The sequence below is a fragment of the Blautia sp. An81 genome (genome assembly GCF_002161285.1).
GTDB lineage: Bacteria > Bacillota > Clostridia > Lachnospirales > Lachnospiraceae > Blautia > Blautia ornithocaccae.
The window spans coordinates 216,615-230,405 of sequence record NZ_NFHH01000002.1 but is presented as its reverse complement, the minus strand read 5'-3'; the positions used below and the strand labels follow the sequence as shown (position 1 = coordinate 230,405).

15 protein-coding genes and 1 pseudogene are annotated in these 13,791 nt (G+C 50.7%); 14 read left to right on the top strand and 2 right to left on the bottom strand.

The window, feature by feature from the left end; all coding sequences use genetic code 11:
• Positions 1-440: 440 nt before the first annotated feature.
• From B5G33_RS03070 to B5G33_RS03010, 13 genes are all read left to right on the top strand, one after another.
• The gene (locus B5G33_RS03070) at positions 441-1,226 is read left to right on the top strand and encodes a single-stranded DNA-binding protein (protein WP_087416763.1); all 786 of its coding nucleotides are present in this window, start codon (positions 441-443) and stop codon (positions 1,224-1,226) included.
• 170 nt (positions 1,227-1,396) lie between these two features.
• Entirely contained in the window at positions 1,397-2,167 is a 771-nt protein-coding gene (locus B5G33_RS03065; RefSeq protein ID WP_242974471.1) for a hypothetical protein, read from the top strand.
• 15 nt (positions 2,168-2,182) lie between these two features.
• Complete coding sequence (locus B5G33_RS03060) at positions 2,183-3,997, top strand: AAA family ATPase (RefSeq protein ID WP_087416689.1); 1,815 nt, start codon at positions 2,183-2,185, stop codon at positions 3,995-3,997.
• 19 nt (positions 3,998-4,016) lie between these two features.
• Positions 4,017-4,268, top strand: coding sequence for a helix-turn-helix transcriptional regulator (locus B5G33_RS03055; RefSeq protein ID WP_242974469.1), 252 nt, complete (start codon positions 4,017-4,019; stop codon positions 4,266-4,268).
• Between the two features lie 4 nt (positions 4,269-4,272).
• Entirely contained in the window at positions 4,273-6,390 is a 2,118-nt protein-coding gene (locus tag B5G33_RS03050) for a nitric oxide reductase activation protein NorD (RefSeq protein WP_204247328.1), read from the top strand.
• Between the two features lie 23 nt (positions 6,391-6,413).
• Positions 6,414-7,100 (top strand): hypothetical protein, encoded by a 687-nt coding sequence (locus tag B5G33_RS03045; RefSeq protein ID WP_087416687.1) that lies wholly within the window; start codon positions 6,414-6,416, stop codon positions 7,098-7,100.
• Between the two features lie 82 nt (positions 7,101-7,182).
• Positions 7,183-7,710 carry an AbrB/MazE/SpoVT family DNA-binding domain-containing protein gene (locus tag B5G33_RS03040; RefSeq protein ID WP_158229573.1) on the top strand — a complete coding sequence of 176 codons (528 nt, stop codon included), beginning with the start codon at positions 7,183-7,185 and terminating at the stop codon, positions 7,708-7,710.
• 15 nt (positions 7,711-7,725) lie between these two features.
• Positions 7,726-8,262, top strand: a complete 537-nt coding sequence (locus tag B5G33_RS03035) for a sigma-70 family RNA polymerase sigma factor (protein ID WP_158229572.1) — start codon at positions 7,726-7,728, stop codon at positions 8,260-8,262.
• Between the two features lie 7 nt (positions 8,263-8,269).
• Positions 8,270-8,518, top strand: coding sequence for a hypothetical protein (locus B5G33_RS03030; RefSeq protein WP_087416685.1), 249 nt, complete (start codon positions 8,270-8,272; stop codon positions 8,516-8,518).
• Positions 8,515-9,078: a hypothetical protein gene (locus B5G33_RS03025; protein ID WP_087416684.1), complete on the top strand. Its 564-nt coding sequence runs from the start codon at positions 8,515-8,517 to the stop codon at positions 9,076-9,078. Before B5G33_RS03030 ends, B5G33_RS03025 begins: the two co-directional genes overlap by 4 nt.
• Positions 9,079-9,080: 2 nt before the next feature.
• A complete protein-coding gene (locus B5G33_RS03020) occupies positions 9,081-9,620 on the top strand; it encodes a hypothetical protein (RefSeq protein ID WP_087317431.1) in 540 nt (179 codons plus the stop codon).
• A 14-nt stretch (positions 9,621-9,634) separates the two neighbouring features.
• Positions 9,635-10,213 carry a hypothetical protein gene (locus B5G33_RS03015; protein ID WP_087317433.1) on the top strand — a complete coding sequence of 193 codons (579 nt, stop codon included), beginning with the start codon at positions 9,635-9,637 and terminating at the stop codon, positions 10,211-10,213.
• A 23-nt stretch (positions 10,214-10,236) separates the two neighbouring features.
• Positions 10,237-10,497 carry a hypothetical protein gene (locus tag B5G33_RS03010; protein WP_087317435.1) on the top strand — a complete coding sequence of 87 codons (261 nt, stop codon included), beginning with the start codon at positions 10,237-10,239 and terminating at the stop codon, positions 10,495-10,497.
• Positions 10,498-10,626: 129 nt separating this feature from the next.
• Here the strand turns inward: B5G33_RS03010 and B5G33_RS03005 are convergent, their stop codons facing one another.
• Together B5G33_RS03005 and B5G33_RS03000 are read right to left on the bottom strand one after the other, a co-directional pair.
• Positions 10,627-10,851: a hypothetical protein gene (locus B5G33_RS03005; RefSeq protein WP_242974467.1), complete on the bottom strand. Its 225-nt coding sequence runs from the start codon at positions 10,849-10,851 to the stop codon at positions 10,627-10,629.
• Between the two features lie 136 nt (positions 10,852-10,987).
• A pseudogene (locus B5G33_RS03000) lies at positions 10,988-11,275 on the bottom strand (Y-family DNA polymerase); the annotation flags it as partial.
• Positions 11,276-11,689: 414 nt separating this feature from the next.
• On the opposite strand from B5G33_RS03000, the gene ligA reads away from it, so the two are divergent.
• Positions 11,690-13,687, top strand: coding sequence for an NAD-dependent DNA ligase LigA (gene ligA, locus B5G33_RS02995; RefSeq protein ID WP_242974461.1), 1,998 nt, complete (start codon positions 11,690-11,692; stop codon positions 13,685-13,687).
• Positions 13,688-13,791: the final 104 nt, after the last annotated feature.

Below are 13,791 nucleotides of genomic sequence, written 5' to 3'. Positions count from 1 at the left end.
AACAGCCCCCACTTAAAACCTATTGATAAATCAGTTCTATCACTTTAATTAGCCTCAACATAAAACGGCCTGCATCTACAGGCCGTCCTTGTTGATGGTATTCTGTTCAGTCTTTACGCCGGATCACGGGAACCTGTTTTTCCTTTTTGCCTTCTGTCCGCTGTTCCAGAGCAAATACCTTATTGCTGGCAAGCTCAGAAACCTACTATAAATAGTTTTATTCCATTTGACACATACTATATCTTGTGCTACTATAATCTTGTATTTGAGTTTTTGTGTCATCCCGAAATGGGAGTCTGGGCCATTCACCCAGGACACATGCTGTTTAAGTTGGAAAATCGTGTCATTATAATGCCGTTTTTTACGGCACTGTAGTGGCACTTTTTTTATTTTCACTATTATTTATTTTAACGCCCAAAGTGGCAGAAAGGAGAATTTCTATGTCAGCAATCATCTTTTTACCAGGGAGGCCGACCTCGGATCCCCAGATCATGCAGGCAAAGAACAGCAACACGACCTATACGACTCTGGACATCCCCTGCCCCCAGCGGGGAGCGGACGGAAACAAGGAGAACGTATTTTATTCCTGCTATTTCAATTCTTATCTGGCTGACCGCCTGATGAAAGCAGGTGTAAAAAAAGGCACCGGACTGATTATCATTGGAGATCTGGAGCTGCATCCCTTCGTTCATCAGAAGGGGAAAAACCAGGGAAAACCGAACTCCGGCCCCAGCGTGGTTGTCAAAGACTGGCAGTTTGCGCCCTTGACTTATGACGATGAAAACGGGACCAATCCCGGTGTACTCGGAGGCGTTCCTCAGAACGGCTACGGACAGCCCGGAGGAGCTCCTGTTCCCAATCAGCAGGGCGGATACCCGACACCTGCACAGGGAGGCTACCCACAGGCATCCGGTACTCCTGTCGGCAATTATGCACCTGCAGGCGCCGCACCACAGAACCAAAATGGATATGCACGGGGAGGACAGGGAAGAACAAATGCCCCACAGGGGAACGTACCACAAAACGGTTACAGACAGCCCCAGAACGGCTATGCTCCGAATCCTGGTAGCGCACCGAATTACGCACAGGGCAATCCGAACCAGCAGCCTTCCGGCGGCTATGCTCCTGGAAACGGGGCAGCTCCGGGAACACAGGGCGGCTATCCGGGAGATGGATTTACCCAGGTTACAGAACAGCAGGCAGAGACACTTCCCTTTGTCGCTTGATGCTGACGCACCAAAAATTTCATAAGGAACAATCCATGTAGAGAATTGCACCCGGAGACTACTCCGTACAGGCAGTTCTTTTTTTGTGTCCGCACAGGATCCAGGAGAGCGCCGATCATCGGCTCTCCTGGGTGTGGCACAGCAAGTTTAGAAAGAAAGGAAGAATGTACATGAAAGCAAAGAAAACCAGAACGATCAAAAAGATCTTACAGATCACTGTACTGTGCCTGTTTGCGGCGGCATTTCTGCTTCCAAAGGGAAGCCAGTCCTATCTGATGACTGGTATCGCTGCTGCGGGAGTCCTTGTTTCCCTGGCGCTCCTTATCATCCCTCCGATTGCTTCCGGGCTCCGGAAATTGCGGATTCCGGCTGGGAGGGCAATGGATACAGGAAACGGGAACTCGGATCTGGAAACCATCCTGATCCGGCAGATCAGCTACCAGATCACAGACACACTTCAGTCTGCTTTTCCGGAAGCTACCTGGGAGTTTGCAGAACCCCTGCGTCTTTCCCACCTGCTGGATGGCGATGCGATCCGCTTATCTACCAGGAACACCGGTAATCATAACTTTGCGGAAGTGTCTATGGATGAGTACGGAAACCTGCATCTTCAGATGCTGACTGTCTCTGCGTTGAAACGGAAAGGCGACAAATCCGCATCCCCGGATACGCCAAAGGTTGATCCTGCGTCCTGGTACTCCCTGATTGGGAAACCATTCCTTGTGGAAATGATCGGGAATTTACAGGCAAAAGGACACCAGAAGCTGTTCATCGGAGAACAGGGGGACGTTTATATCCTCAATGGGAAGGAGCCGGAAGTAAAAGGCAAGCTGGAGCATTTCCCGCCGAAAGCCTACTGGCCTGCACTCCTGCAGGTGTTTGCTGATGATGAACTGGAAGCGGCAGAGACGGAAAACGCAGTAGAGATCACCTGGGCATAAGGAGGAAAAGCAACGATGGCAAGTGGAAAATTAGTGGAAAGCTGGACCTTCCAGCGCACGCTCCCGGAACCTTTCAAAGACTATACGGATGACGCCGTGTTTAAGAATATCGCATCCAAATACTGTACCCAGCCGCAGAAGAGAAGCACCCTCCATGCGGCTACACTGCAGGCCGTCCTGACCTACATGGAACTGGAGGAGTCCGCAGGCGGGAAGTCGGCAGAGGAACTGGGCGCAATCGGAAGCCAGACCAATACCTATACGGTGGCAGAATATCCCAGCCGTACCGGAGAACTTCATGTGGTGGTCTATAACCCTGCAAACGGGAAATTTATTGCCGGGAAGTACACGGTGCCGCCGGATACAGAAAATACACCGGAGAAATATGTATTCAAAGATTCCGAGAATACAGGAACTGCTTTGTTATTCGCTCTGATGCCTACGTTTCTTTCCGATGAGGAGTTCAATGAGAAATACCAGCAGTTAAAAGAATACCGTGCAGCCGGTTATCCGGACATGGACGAGGCGGCAGAAACGGCGGCTGTCCTTTGTGACAATGCTTACCGCCGGATCCGATACAGTGATACGCTCGCAACGGGAGGAATCCGCACGGATATTGCTGCCAATGGTGTCATCCCGCTTTTGAAGCCGCTGGCTCTTCAAACGGGAACCTATGCGCCTACGGAAATCATCCACGGGGCTTTCCAGGTACTGAAACCCGGCAACACCTTTAAGAAGAAAGCGGAAGTCATAGCGAAAGCGGATTTTGTGGGACAGTATATCCTGTCACCTGCCCGTGTACTGACTCCGGAGGAGGAACTGACCGTCCCGGTACTGCCGGACTGGTATATCATCCCGAAGGAAGTCAAACGGATCTGTGAACACGCAAAAGTCACTACGGACACGGTACAGCCCATGCGGAACTTTCTTCTGCGTGGCCCTGCCGGTACGGGAAAAACGGAAGGAGCCAAAGCAGTTGCTTCCGGGCTTCATCTTCCCTACCGGTGCCTGACCTGCTCCGCAAATACAGAAGTATTCGATCTGCTCGGGCAGATCCTGCCGGATGTGGACGGGAAGCGCACTGCCCTGGAGCGGCAGTATCCGTCTTTCCAGGATATCATGCTGGATCCTGCCGGCGCTTATGAAAAACTGACAGGAACCTATGATGAAACGGTTTCCGAGGATGATGTCTACAAGCAGCTCATTGATACTATTTTTGATGAGATGCACGAATACTACGCCTCCAAAACCAGCCAGCAGCATTTCCGCTATGTAGATACGCCGCTGGTGGAAGCAATACGGAACGGATACTTGATAGAGATCCAGGAGCCGACGGTCATTGCAAATCCCGGTGTGCTGGTGGGATTAAACTCCCTGATGGACCGGTGCAACAGTGTATTTCTCCCCAACGGAGAGACGGTACAGCGGCATCCGGACATGGTGATCGTCGTAACAACCAACAATGACTATGCTGGCTGCAAGCCCTTAAACCAGTCCGTAATCTCCCGTATGAGTATGCTCATCGACCTGATGGAGCCGGATGAGGAGACACTGGTGGAACGGGTGGTTGGCGTTACCGGCTGCAAAGAGAAAAAGACCGTTCAGACAATGGCACGGATCGTCCACTCCATCTCGGAATATTGTCGGGAAAACCTGATCACAGATGGATGCTGCGGTGTCCGGGAACTGATTTCCTGGGTGCAGTCCTATATGGTCTGCGGCGATATCCGGGAGGCGGCCCATTACACCATCCTGCCTTCCGCTACGGCAGATGCCATCAGCCGCGCGGAGGTTGAGGAAAGCTGTCTGGATACTGTCCTGCCGTCCTGAAAAGAAAGAAGGCGATCCAGTGGGTAAAACGCCTCTTACAGAACCAGAAATGTATGCACTTCTTGCAAAAAACCTGTCCTACTTACGCAAATCTCAGGGCGGGCTTTCCCAAAGAGCGGTGGCACGGATCTTACACCTGCCGCCAAAAACCATTATGAATTACGAAAACTGCAGGGCCACTCCGCTTGCCTATGCTGTCCTGAAACTGGCAGATTATTACGGCTGCTCCGTGGAAGACCTGCTGACAAAAAATCTCATAGAAAGGAAATAGAATTTTGAACAGCAACCAGAAAAAATTAAAGCAGATGATCCGGGAAGAGGAATCTTCCATTACCGATCAGGAATTTTTTACGTCCTCTGCCTTCCATCAGTATCTGACCTCTCAGGCTCGTGCTGCTACCGGGCGTTACTGCTACGGCCTGCAGGCACTGATTTCCTGGGACGAATCCGATGGCGCAGCACTGGCTTACACAGACTCTTATAAGATCTACCTGAACGCAGCAAACCGTGTTACCCAGAGCTTTCCGTCCCGCTTCCTGCGGGCGCTGAGCCTGGTAGGGATGACCGGACATGAGACGGCACATCTTCTGTTTACGGATTTCACCACCCGGAACCTTTACCTGACAAACCTGGGGAACGGCTCTTTTTACCCGGAAGATCCTTCCGTGGAGCTACCGGCCTATCAGAAAAACCAGACGGAAATCCTGGACGCCCTGCAGGAAAAAGACAAGGCCGTATCTCTGACCTTGCAGACCTGTGCGGCTTCTCTTCAGAACATCCTGGAAGACATCTATATTGAAGCAAGGATGTGTGCTGCCTTTCCCGGCAGCTTCCGAAAGGGTATCCAGCTCAATAACCTGCGGATGCTGGAGCAGATCCCGGATCTTCACGAACAGCTCAGCCGGAACTACCAGCCGTTTACGATTGCCACCAACCTGCTTCTGGCCTATTGCCGGTCCGGCACCATCAGTAACCGCTTCCACAGCGACAGCGAATACCTGGATGTGCTGGCCGATGGTATGGAGTATATCGACACGGCGCTGGAAGCACCATCGATCAAAGAACGGCTGACTGCGACAAACTGCCTGCTTGTCCTGTTCTGGGACTTTATCAAACCGCTGGTAGAAGAAATGCGGGAAAGACTGGAACACCAGGATGAACTGGAAGCAACAAAAGAACTTCAGGATCTTCTGGATCAGCAGATTGCAGGCGGCACGCCCATTCCTCTGGGAAAAGGCGGTGGGGAGGCAAAAAATATCCCTGCAGCCAAAGGAGGCGCAGGCGCCGATCCGCAAGACGCAGATTTCTTTTCTTCCAAAGGCCGTCAGGAAAGCCTGAAGGAAGCGGAAAAAGTGATGGCGGAGGAAGGCGGGCGGATTGCCCTTGCCAAGACCAGCGCTATTTTAGACGGCAATGATCCGGGCGTAACCTACGCATCCCAGTATGCCGGCACCGGCTATGAGGATGCGGCATCAGATATTGCCCGTGTCTTAAATGAAGCCGCAACAGAAAAAGCGCAGGCAGCCTATGAGCAGCAGCTGACAGAAGAATTACAGAAAGCAGCAAATGATATCCATTACGGAAATGCCCATGCCGGTATCCATGTGACCATTCATCGGGTACAGGACATCCCAGACCGGCTGATCCGGCAGTATGAGGAAGTTGCACCTCCTCTTCTCAGGGCGTCAAAACGCCTGCAGAGTTCCATCCTTCCTCTCTTAAAAGAGGAGGCGGAAGGCGGAACGCAGAAGAACCTTCTGTATGGACGGCGGCTCGATATGCGCTCCTTCCATCACCAGGACGGTTCTTTCTTCATCCGGACCAGGCTCCCGGCCGATGAACAGCGGCTGGCAGTAGGGCTCCTGATTGACGAAAGCGGATCTATGGGCTGGGGTGACCGTATCACTCATGCCAGAAAGACAGCCATTGTCCTTTATGACTTCTGTGTCAGCCTGGGGATCCCGGTGACCATCTATGGCCATTCCACGGATTACCGGGGCGTGGCCCTTTATTCCTATGCGGAGTTTGACTCTGTGGACGAGAATGACCGCTACCGGCTGATGGATATGATAGACCGCAGCGGCAACCGGGACGGCGCAGCGCTCCGCTTTGTTGCAGAGCATCTGGCCAAAAGACCGGAGAACCGGAAACTTCTGATCCTGATCTCCGACGGTCAGCCAGCCGATACCGGTTATCGCGGCACGGAGGCAGAGGCGGACCTGCGGGGAATCAAGAAGGAATACGCCAGACAGAATATTGTTCTGTTTGCGGCAGCCATTGGCGAGGACAAGGATGCCATCCAGCGCATCTATCAGGAAGGGTTTCTGGACATTACCCGTCTGGATGACCTGCCGAAAAACCTGACGCTCCTCGTTAAACAGTACCTCAAATAAATCATAGAAAGAAGGGATAACTTATGAGCCAGTCTTATCAGAATCTGGCATCGGACCAGATCTGTAAGGTCCAGAATGACAAAAAACTGATTTCTTTTCATGACCGGCTGCGGGCCGCTTTGCCTGGCAGCTATGCACAGATACACGCCAAGGGAGAGTTCTCAGAGAACAACCATAAGGTTCACTCTCTCATCGGCGTATCTATCCAGGATTATTCCAACGGTACCGGGGAACGCAATATCATCACCCGGTTCCATTTAAGCCCGGAGCAGGTGCAGTTTTTCCTCACCCGCCTCACCGCAGGCTTTCAGGAATTTGAATGGAGTACCAGCAAGATCTTTGGGGAACCCGATCAGTATGGGTACTCCACCGCACAGCAGTTTTCCATTTCCAGGCACGCTCGGGCATCCGACGGCAGGGAAATGAAGAACCCGTGGCGGATCCAGATCATAAACGGAAGGGGGATCAAAGTACAGAATCGAAACGGCGGCTCCTATATGCAGTCCGGCAGCTTTCAGATGGACAAATCTGCCTTTATCCAGCTCACGGACATGGATCTCTACCTGCTCTTAAAGCGGGTGGATGTGTATGTGAGCGAGTGGGAGCGCTGCATTGCCCCGCCGCTGATCTCAAACGGGAAAGAGATGCTCGCAAATCAGCAGGCCCAGCGCCAGCAGATGCAGCGGCAGCCTTACCCATACGCAGCATAGAAAACACGATACAGCCATGCAGGAAAGGAAGCGGAAGCCCCGCTTCTTTTTCTGTTCCGACGTAAGAGAAAGGACGGTTTTTATGAGTATTGCCGTGATACGAAACATGGATACCCAGGGGCGCATCATCATCCCTGCGGATATCCGCAAAGAAACAGGCATCCGCAGCGGCAGCACCCTGGAGATTGCCACGGATGGGACAACCATCCGCATCCGGAAGTGTACGCCCCGGAATACCGGTTCCAAAGAACTCCGGGATTTCCTGGAGCCTCTCTATAAGAACATCCGCTGCGGGCTTGCCATCAGCAGCACTGACTGCATACTGGCATCCAAAGGCTGCTATCTGCCAGAAGGTGCACAGATCACAGAGGAACTGCGTTCTTGTATCGAAGAGAGCAAAGAAATCTTTTCTCAATCGGGCCTCTGCCCGCCAGTTCCCGACTACTCCCGGAAGGTTGCCGCACTGTTTCCGGTCACTTTAGCTCTGGCTTCTAAAAAAGCAGCGCTATTGCTGATCCCGGAGCCAGGACGGTGCTTATCGGGCGCCGAGTGTAACTGCACACGCCTGATAGCAAACATGATTACCCGGAAATTCAAACCGAATGAATAGAAAGGACGAATGATTATGAAAGCATTGCACCCATTAACAGAAGAACAGAGAATTTTCGCAGAGAAGCACCATGATTTTATCTATCAGTATCTGAACGGACGCCACCTGAATATCGAGGATTACTACGATACCGCTGTCTTTGGCTATCTGAAAGCCGTACAGGATTATCTGGAGAAACCGGAACTTCAGCAGTACCGCTTCTCCACCATCGCCCGCATCGCCATGCGGGATGCACTGGCAACGGAATGGAAAAAACAGAACCGGCCCATGAGCCGGGCTTATCTGGAGGAGTATCAGGAAGATACCGTTGAACTGGACGTTTTCCTTCCTGTCCGGCAGGAACGTCTGGCAGAGGCAATGGATGACCGGAACCGCCTGCTGGCGCTTCTGGCTTATCTGACGCCGAAGGAGCGCCAGGTGGTCCATCTGCAGGCGGACGGCTACACCTACCACGAAATTGCCGAGATCTGTAATATTACATCCCACGGGGTACACAGCCGGTTCTACCGCCTCCGCAGAAAAGTACGGAGTCTGGATGGAATGGAGGTGTGACTCTTTTATGACGAATGAAAAAATCACGGCTATGCCAGTAAAAAAGACACAGATCCATCTGACCGCCACTCTCAGCCTGACCCTGCGTCTGCACGAGCGGGCCTGGATCCTAACAGGCTCCCGGTCCCTGTCTACTTCCCTGGTCCAGCAGATCCTGGAGGTATCGCAGGACGGCGTCGTATTTGAAACTGAAAACACCGTTTACTATTTGACCTATGCTCGCCGTCCGGCAGAGATTGAGGTGATGTGCGCTTGACTGATATTTATGAACGGGGGAGCAGCCTGCAAAAGCTGCTCTCCACCCTAAAGCTCAACCGGGAACGGGTTCCTCTGGAAACTTTAAAGAGCGTATACCGTATTCCTTATGAGGAGCTGAAGGCGCAGATCCGGGAAAGCGTCCAGGAATTTGTCCTTCTGGTCGCCTGCCACCACCTTCTGATCAATCCGAATTTTTCTCTGGATGAACAGACAGCTGTGGTACAGGCTGCCATTGACCGCTCCCGGATTCCAAAGGAGATTGGAAAAAGCCTGACCAGAGACTATGACGTGTCGAAGATCCACCGGATGGCACTGAAGCTGCGGGAAGAGATCGAAGCGGCACTCTGGCCCTATATTGACCGGGAAACCTGTCTGGTGGCTGACCTTGCGGATATCGAAAAAACGCCGGTCATCTATAATACCCTGACCAGACAGATCTACCAGGACGGGGGATGGATAGACCAGCCGCTGGATCTGCGGGGAACATTACTGATTTACAGGAAACAGGAGGATGCTGTGCTGCCAGGCGCAGCCCTCCTTCAGAAAGGAGAACAATAGTTATGATATTAGAAAGAAATGAAACACCAGAAGAACTCGCTTTTGCACTAACTTTTCCGCAAATACGGGAAGCGCATGAAATCTACAAAAAGCATTGCTTTTTCCAGGATTTTATCGGGCAATGCGAAGACCGGCGACAAGACAGGATCGGACTTTGTAACCTTCCTTATCAGACACTGGAACATGAGACAGATATCCTGTGTACAGCCTATGAACTGTATGAGAAACTGGAGGACAGCAATGTTTCCTATCATGTTACGATGGAGAACGTGATCGATGCAATCGAGAAACAGATTTTAAACGGCGAACTGCGCCCGCATCCAGAACCGGCGCCCCGTGTGGTGCTGATCATGGAGGACGGCATTGTTACCGCCTCGTATACAAACACTCCCTTTATTCAGGCAGAAGTCATTAAACTGGACAAGGAATATGATTCCGCCGAAGAGCGGGAGGCAGTTTATGGAGCTTTAGAGCACGATCCTGAGCTGACCGAATGTGAGTGCCATATTACCTGGCCCGGACGTGAAAAGGAGGCCGCCTGAAAGGAGGATGACTGATGGCAAATATCTGCTGTGACGATGTGTACTTTTTTTCAGATGACAATACAGAGGGAATTGAGGCTCTCTGGAAAGATCTGCAGGCCTCCATTACTCCTGGTTATAAAGATGATCTGGGACAGATAGAACGGTTGTTTCTCCATGCGGGACTTTCTACGGAGGGGATCAACCTGAGAGGAACTGTTGTCGCCATGGAACGGACGGATCATGCGGTCCAGCTTTCCTTGGATACCGCATGGAGACCGCTTCATGACGCCTATACAGCACTTACAGCAGCCTACGGGATCCAATTTGTCATGGAAAGTATAGAACCAGGCTGCGGGATCTTTTTTAATACCGATGATGACGGGATTGCATTTTCTGACCGATACTGCGTGACCGGCGATACATCTGTTGTTACGCCCAGCGGTTTGGTTCTCTGGGAAAAATTAGAATATGGAGATACCTTTTCTTCTGAAAATGTACTCCTTCAGCATTTCCGGGATCTCGGCTACAAGGCCGACACACTGGAAACACTGACCAAGACATTGGACGAACAGGAGGTATATATCCACTCGTTCATCAATCCCTACCAATAATCTCTCAGAAAGGATACATACCAATGAAGATTTATGTTTTACACGGGTATACGGACGGTCTGACAGATCCAATCGTCAGTACCGACTATGAGGAAGTGTACGCAGCAATGAAAGCCGCCTATGAAAACGCCCTGGACGGGGTAGAGCAAGAAGATTCTGACCGGGAATACAGCTTTCTGGAAGGCTGGTCTGCTACTGCTGTTGTACATGGAGACTGGATGGAATGGCAGATTGCGGAACTGGAGCTGAAGGTTCCCGAAGAACAGCCGACTCCCTCTGTTTGAGATTTCTATCAGTTCCAACTGATAAGCCTAACTGGACTAAATGACATCGAGCCGTCTTATGGACGGCTCTTTTTACGTTTGATTAAATTTATGTAATAAATATGGCGGTCAAAAACGGATTAGGAGTTGTTATTCTATACGAACATTAACTGGTCTCACTGTAAGTTCTCCAACACCTTCAACCCTGTACCATTTTCCTCGTTCAAGTTTAATTGTGCCACCTGTCCCAGAAGTAATGTAACCTATTGCATAAGTTTCTCCGCTTTCAATATCCGTAAATACAACATCGGTATCAGCAGTACCAGTAACTTTTACACTTCCGGTAACAGGTTGTATCTGTGTTGCTGATTTCATGAGCTGTCATCAAACTGCTCTCATGAATTGTCTTTAAGCTGCTATGTTTGTTGTCGCCAGGATGCCCGGTGTATGGGCCGTCCGGAATCCGGACGGCACCTTCTCTATCCGGTTACGGTCCCAAGCATTTCGTGTTGGAGCACTTTTCATATAGCCCATAGTTAGGCGGAACCAGGATCAACTCCGGACATTTCTGTTTCGCCTCCAGAATAGTTTCTCCCGTTTTTATATGGAACTTTTTGGCCGGAATAGATTTGGCCAGAATAATCCCGTGCCGCATTGCCATATCACCGCCAACAGCAGACACCTTTTCCCGCAGATCCTCCTTCCCGCCTAAATGGTGGAGGCGGTAAACAGCTTCCCAGCTCAGAAATGCGGAATTTACATCAATATGAAAAATAACGTTTCTTCTTCCCAAAGTCATGTTCGCCTCCTTTTTTCTTATATTATGGCGAACATATGTTCTTTCGTCAAGAGGATTTTTCTGTCAAAACCTGACGTACAAAGGGGTTCTGCTTATTTGTTATGCTATATATAGGTGTGTAAAGCTATTTTTTATTTGACCACTACTATATCTAGTGTTATACTAAATCTGTACCATATATTTTGTGTCTGTCCGGAAAGGATTTATCACACGCTGTTTAGGTTTGTAATCAGTCAGAGGGATATTCTGCCACCAGGGCAGTACCTTCTGGCTTTTTTTATTTTGCAGAGAACTGCACGCTGTCAGAGAATGAACATTTTGCGTCATTCTCTTTTTTTATGCCTGAACATTGGAAAGGAGGGTTGTTTTTCAATGCTCCGGATGGACATGGTAACAGAAAGGAGAAACAGAACAATGAATACAGCAGACAAGATCAAGGAACTGGTTCAGACGCTCAACCGGCACCGGCACGCCTACTATAACCTGAATGCACCGGAAATCTCCGATGCGGAGTATGACCGGATGTACGAGCAGCTGGAAAGTCTGGAAAAGGAAACAGGGATCATCTACTCCAATTCCCCAACCCAGACCGTAGGCTACCCGCCGGTCAGCGAACTGGAGAAAGTACCACATCCCCATCCGCTTCTGTCCTTGGATAAGACAAAGCAGGTGGAAGATTTGTGCCGTTTTTGCGGCAATCACGCAGCTTTGCTTATGCTGAAGCTGGATGGCCTTACGGTAAAACTCACCTATGAAAACGGCTGGCTGGCAGAGGCATCCACACGGGGAGACGGAGAGATTGGCGAAGATATCACCCATAACATTCCCGCCTTTGAGAATGTGCCACTCGCTATCTCTTATAAAGAGCGGCTGGTTGTCACCGGGGAAGCCTTCATACACAGAAAGGATTTTGAACGGCTGAACACCACACTCCGGGACAAGAACGGGGAACCTTATAAAAACGCCCGGAACCTGGCTGCCGGATCTGTGCGAAGCCTGGATCCTGAGAATTGCAAGGACCGCTGTGTCACCTTCCTTCCCTTCAACGTACTGGACGGGCTGGATGAGGGAGAACACAGCAACAGCCGGGAGGAACGTCTGTACCAGTTATCAAAGCTGGGCTTTGGTTCCTGCCCGTATATTCCTCTGAACCCCAATCAGATTTCACCGGAATACATGGAACTTCGTATCCAGGACCTGAAGGAGAAGGCAGAAACACTGGATCTTCCCATTGACGGAATGGTACTGATCTTCGATGACCTGGCGTATTCCGCAAGCTGCGGAAGAACCGGACATCACTACAAGGACGGACTTGCTTTCAAATTTGAGGACGAAACCTATGAAACCGTTCTCCAGAGTATTGAATGGACGCCTTCCCGTTTCGGGGAACTGGCACCTGTGGCAGTCTTTGACACCGTGGAGATTGATGGGTGCTCCGTATCCAGGGCCACGCTTCATAACCTCACCTTTATCCGGGAACTGGAGCTGGTGCCGGGATGCCGTATCCTGGTATCCAAACGGAACATGATCATTCCCCATGTAGAGGAGAACCTGGACCGTGGACATTACCGGGATGCAGCCCCTGCTATCTGCCCGTGCTGCGGCGCTCCAACAGAACTCCATCGAAAAAAAGGAGAAAAAGGACGGATCATTGAAACCGTACACTGCAGCAATCCATCCTGTGAAAGCCAGCAGTTGAAAAAATTCGTCCATTTCGTATGCCGGAAAGCCATGAATATTGAAGGATTAAGTGAGGCTACTCTGGAGAAATTCCTGAATCTGGGATACCTTCAGACCTTCCATGACATCTACCATCTGGATCAGCACCGGGAAGAAATCATCCGGCTGGAAGGGTTCGGGGAGAAATCCTTTGACCGGCTCTGGAACGCAATTCAGGCCAGCCGCAGCACCATCTTTGTCCGCTATGTGGTCAGCATGGATATTCCCATGGTAGGCCGTACAAAAAGCCGGGTATTGGATACCGTATTCTCCGGCAGTCTGAATGCCTTCCGGGCGGCTGCCACCGATGACTATGACTTCACACAGTTAGAGGACTTTGGCGCTACACTGAACCGGAACATCCATGACTGGTTTGCGGATGAAGAAAACCTGATGCTCTGGGACACGTTACAGAAAGAATTTACATTTGAAGAAAGAAAGGAAGAAACCACTATGGCAAAAAATACTGAATTTGCAGGAAAGACTATCGTAGCAACCGGAAAGCTGGAAAACTTTACCCGCTCAGAGATCAACGACCAGATCCTGGCGCTTGGCGCAAAGCCGGGCAGCTCGGTATCCAAAAAGACCGACTACCTGATCTGCGGGGAAAAAGCTGGCAGTAAGCTGGCCAAAGCCCAGGCTCTTGGCGTCACGATCCTGTCAGAAGCAGAGTTTTTAGCAATGATTGCATAAGATTGTACATGATCCACTTGGGGAAGCTGCCTGACAAGCAGCTTCTCCAAAAATTACCTGTCTGGCAGTATGGAAAGGGCAGATACGCTTGTTTTTTGCGTTGA

What these genes read in the sequence shown, in the direction of transcription:
- B5G33_RS03035 (WP_158229572.1), top strand. Translation starts at nt 7,726, where the DNA reads ATGAAAGCATTGCACCCATTAACAGAAGAACAGAGAATTTTCGCAGAG.
- B5G33_RS03040 (WP_158229573.1), top strand. Translation starts at nt 7,183, where the DNA reads ATGAGTATTGCCGTGATACGAAACATGGATACCCAGGGGCGCATCATC.
- B5G33_RS03065 (WP_242974471.1), top strand. Translation starts at nt 1,397, where the DNA reads ATGAAAGCAAAGAAAACCAGAACGATCAAAAAGATCTTACAGATCACT.
- B5G33_RS03060 (WP_087416689.1), top strand. Translation starts at nt 2,183, where the DNA reads ATGGCAAGTGGAAAATTAGTGGAAAGCTGGACCTTCCAGCGCACGCTC.
- B5G33_RS03010 (WP_087317435.1), top strand. Translation starts at nt 10,237, where the DNA reads ATGAAGATTTATGTTTTACACGGGTATACGGACGGTCTGACAGATCCA.
- ligA (WP_242974461.1), top strand. Translation starts at nt 11,690, where the DNA reads ATGAATACAGCAGACAAGATCAAGGAACTGGTTCAGACGCTCAACCGG.
- B5G33_RS03070 (WP_087416763.1), top strand. Translation starts at nt 441, where the DNA reads ATGTCAGCAATCATCTTTTTACCAGGGAGGCCGACCTCGGATCCCCAG.
- B5G33_RS03030 (WP_087416685.1), top strand. Translation starts at nt 8,270, where the DNA reads ATGACGAATGAAAAAATCACGGCTATGCCAGTAAAAAAGACACAGATC.
- B5G33_RS03015 (WP_087317433.1), top strand. Translation starts at nt 9,635, where the DNA reads ATGGCAAATATCTGCTGTGACGATGTGTACTTTTTTTCAGATGACAAT.
- B5G33_RS03045 (WP_087416687.1), top strand. Translation starts at nt 6,414, where the DNA reads ATGAGCCAGTCTTATCAGAATCTGGCATCGGACCAGATCTGTAAGGTC.
- B5G33_RS03020 (WP_087317431.1), top strand. Translation starts at nt 9,081, where the DNA reads ATGATATTAGAAAGAAATGAAACACCAGAAGAACTCGCTTTTGCACTA.
- B5G33_RS03005 (WP_242974467.1), bottom strand. Translation starts at nt 10,851, where the DNA reads ATGAAATCAGCAACACAGATACAACCTGTTACCGGAAGTGTAAAAGTT.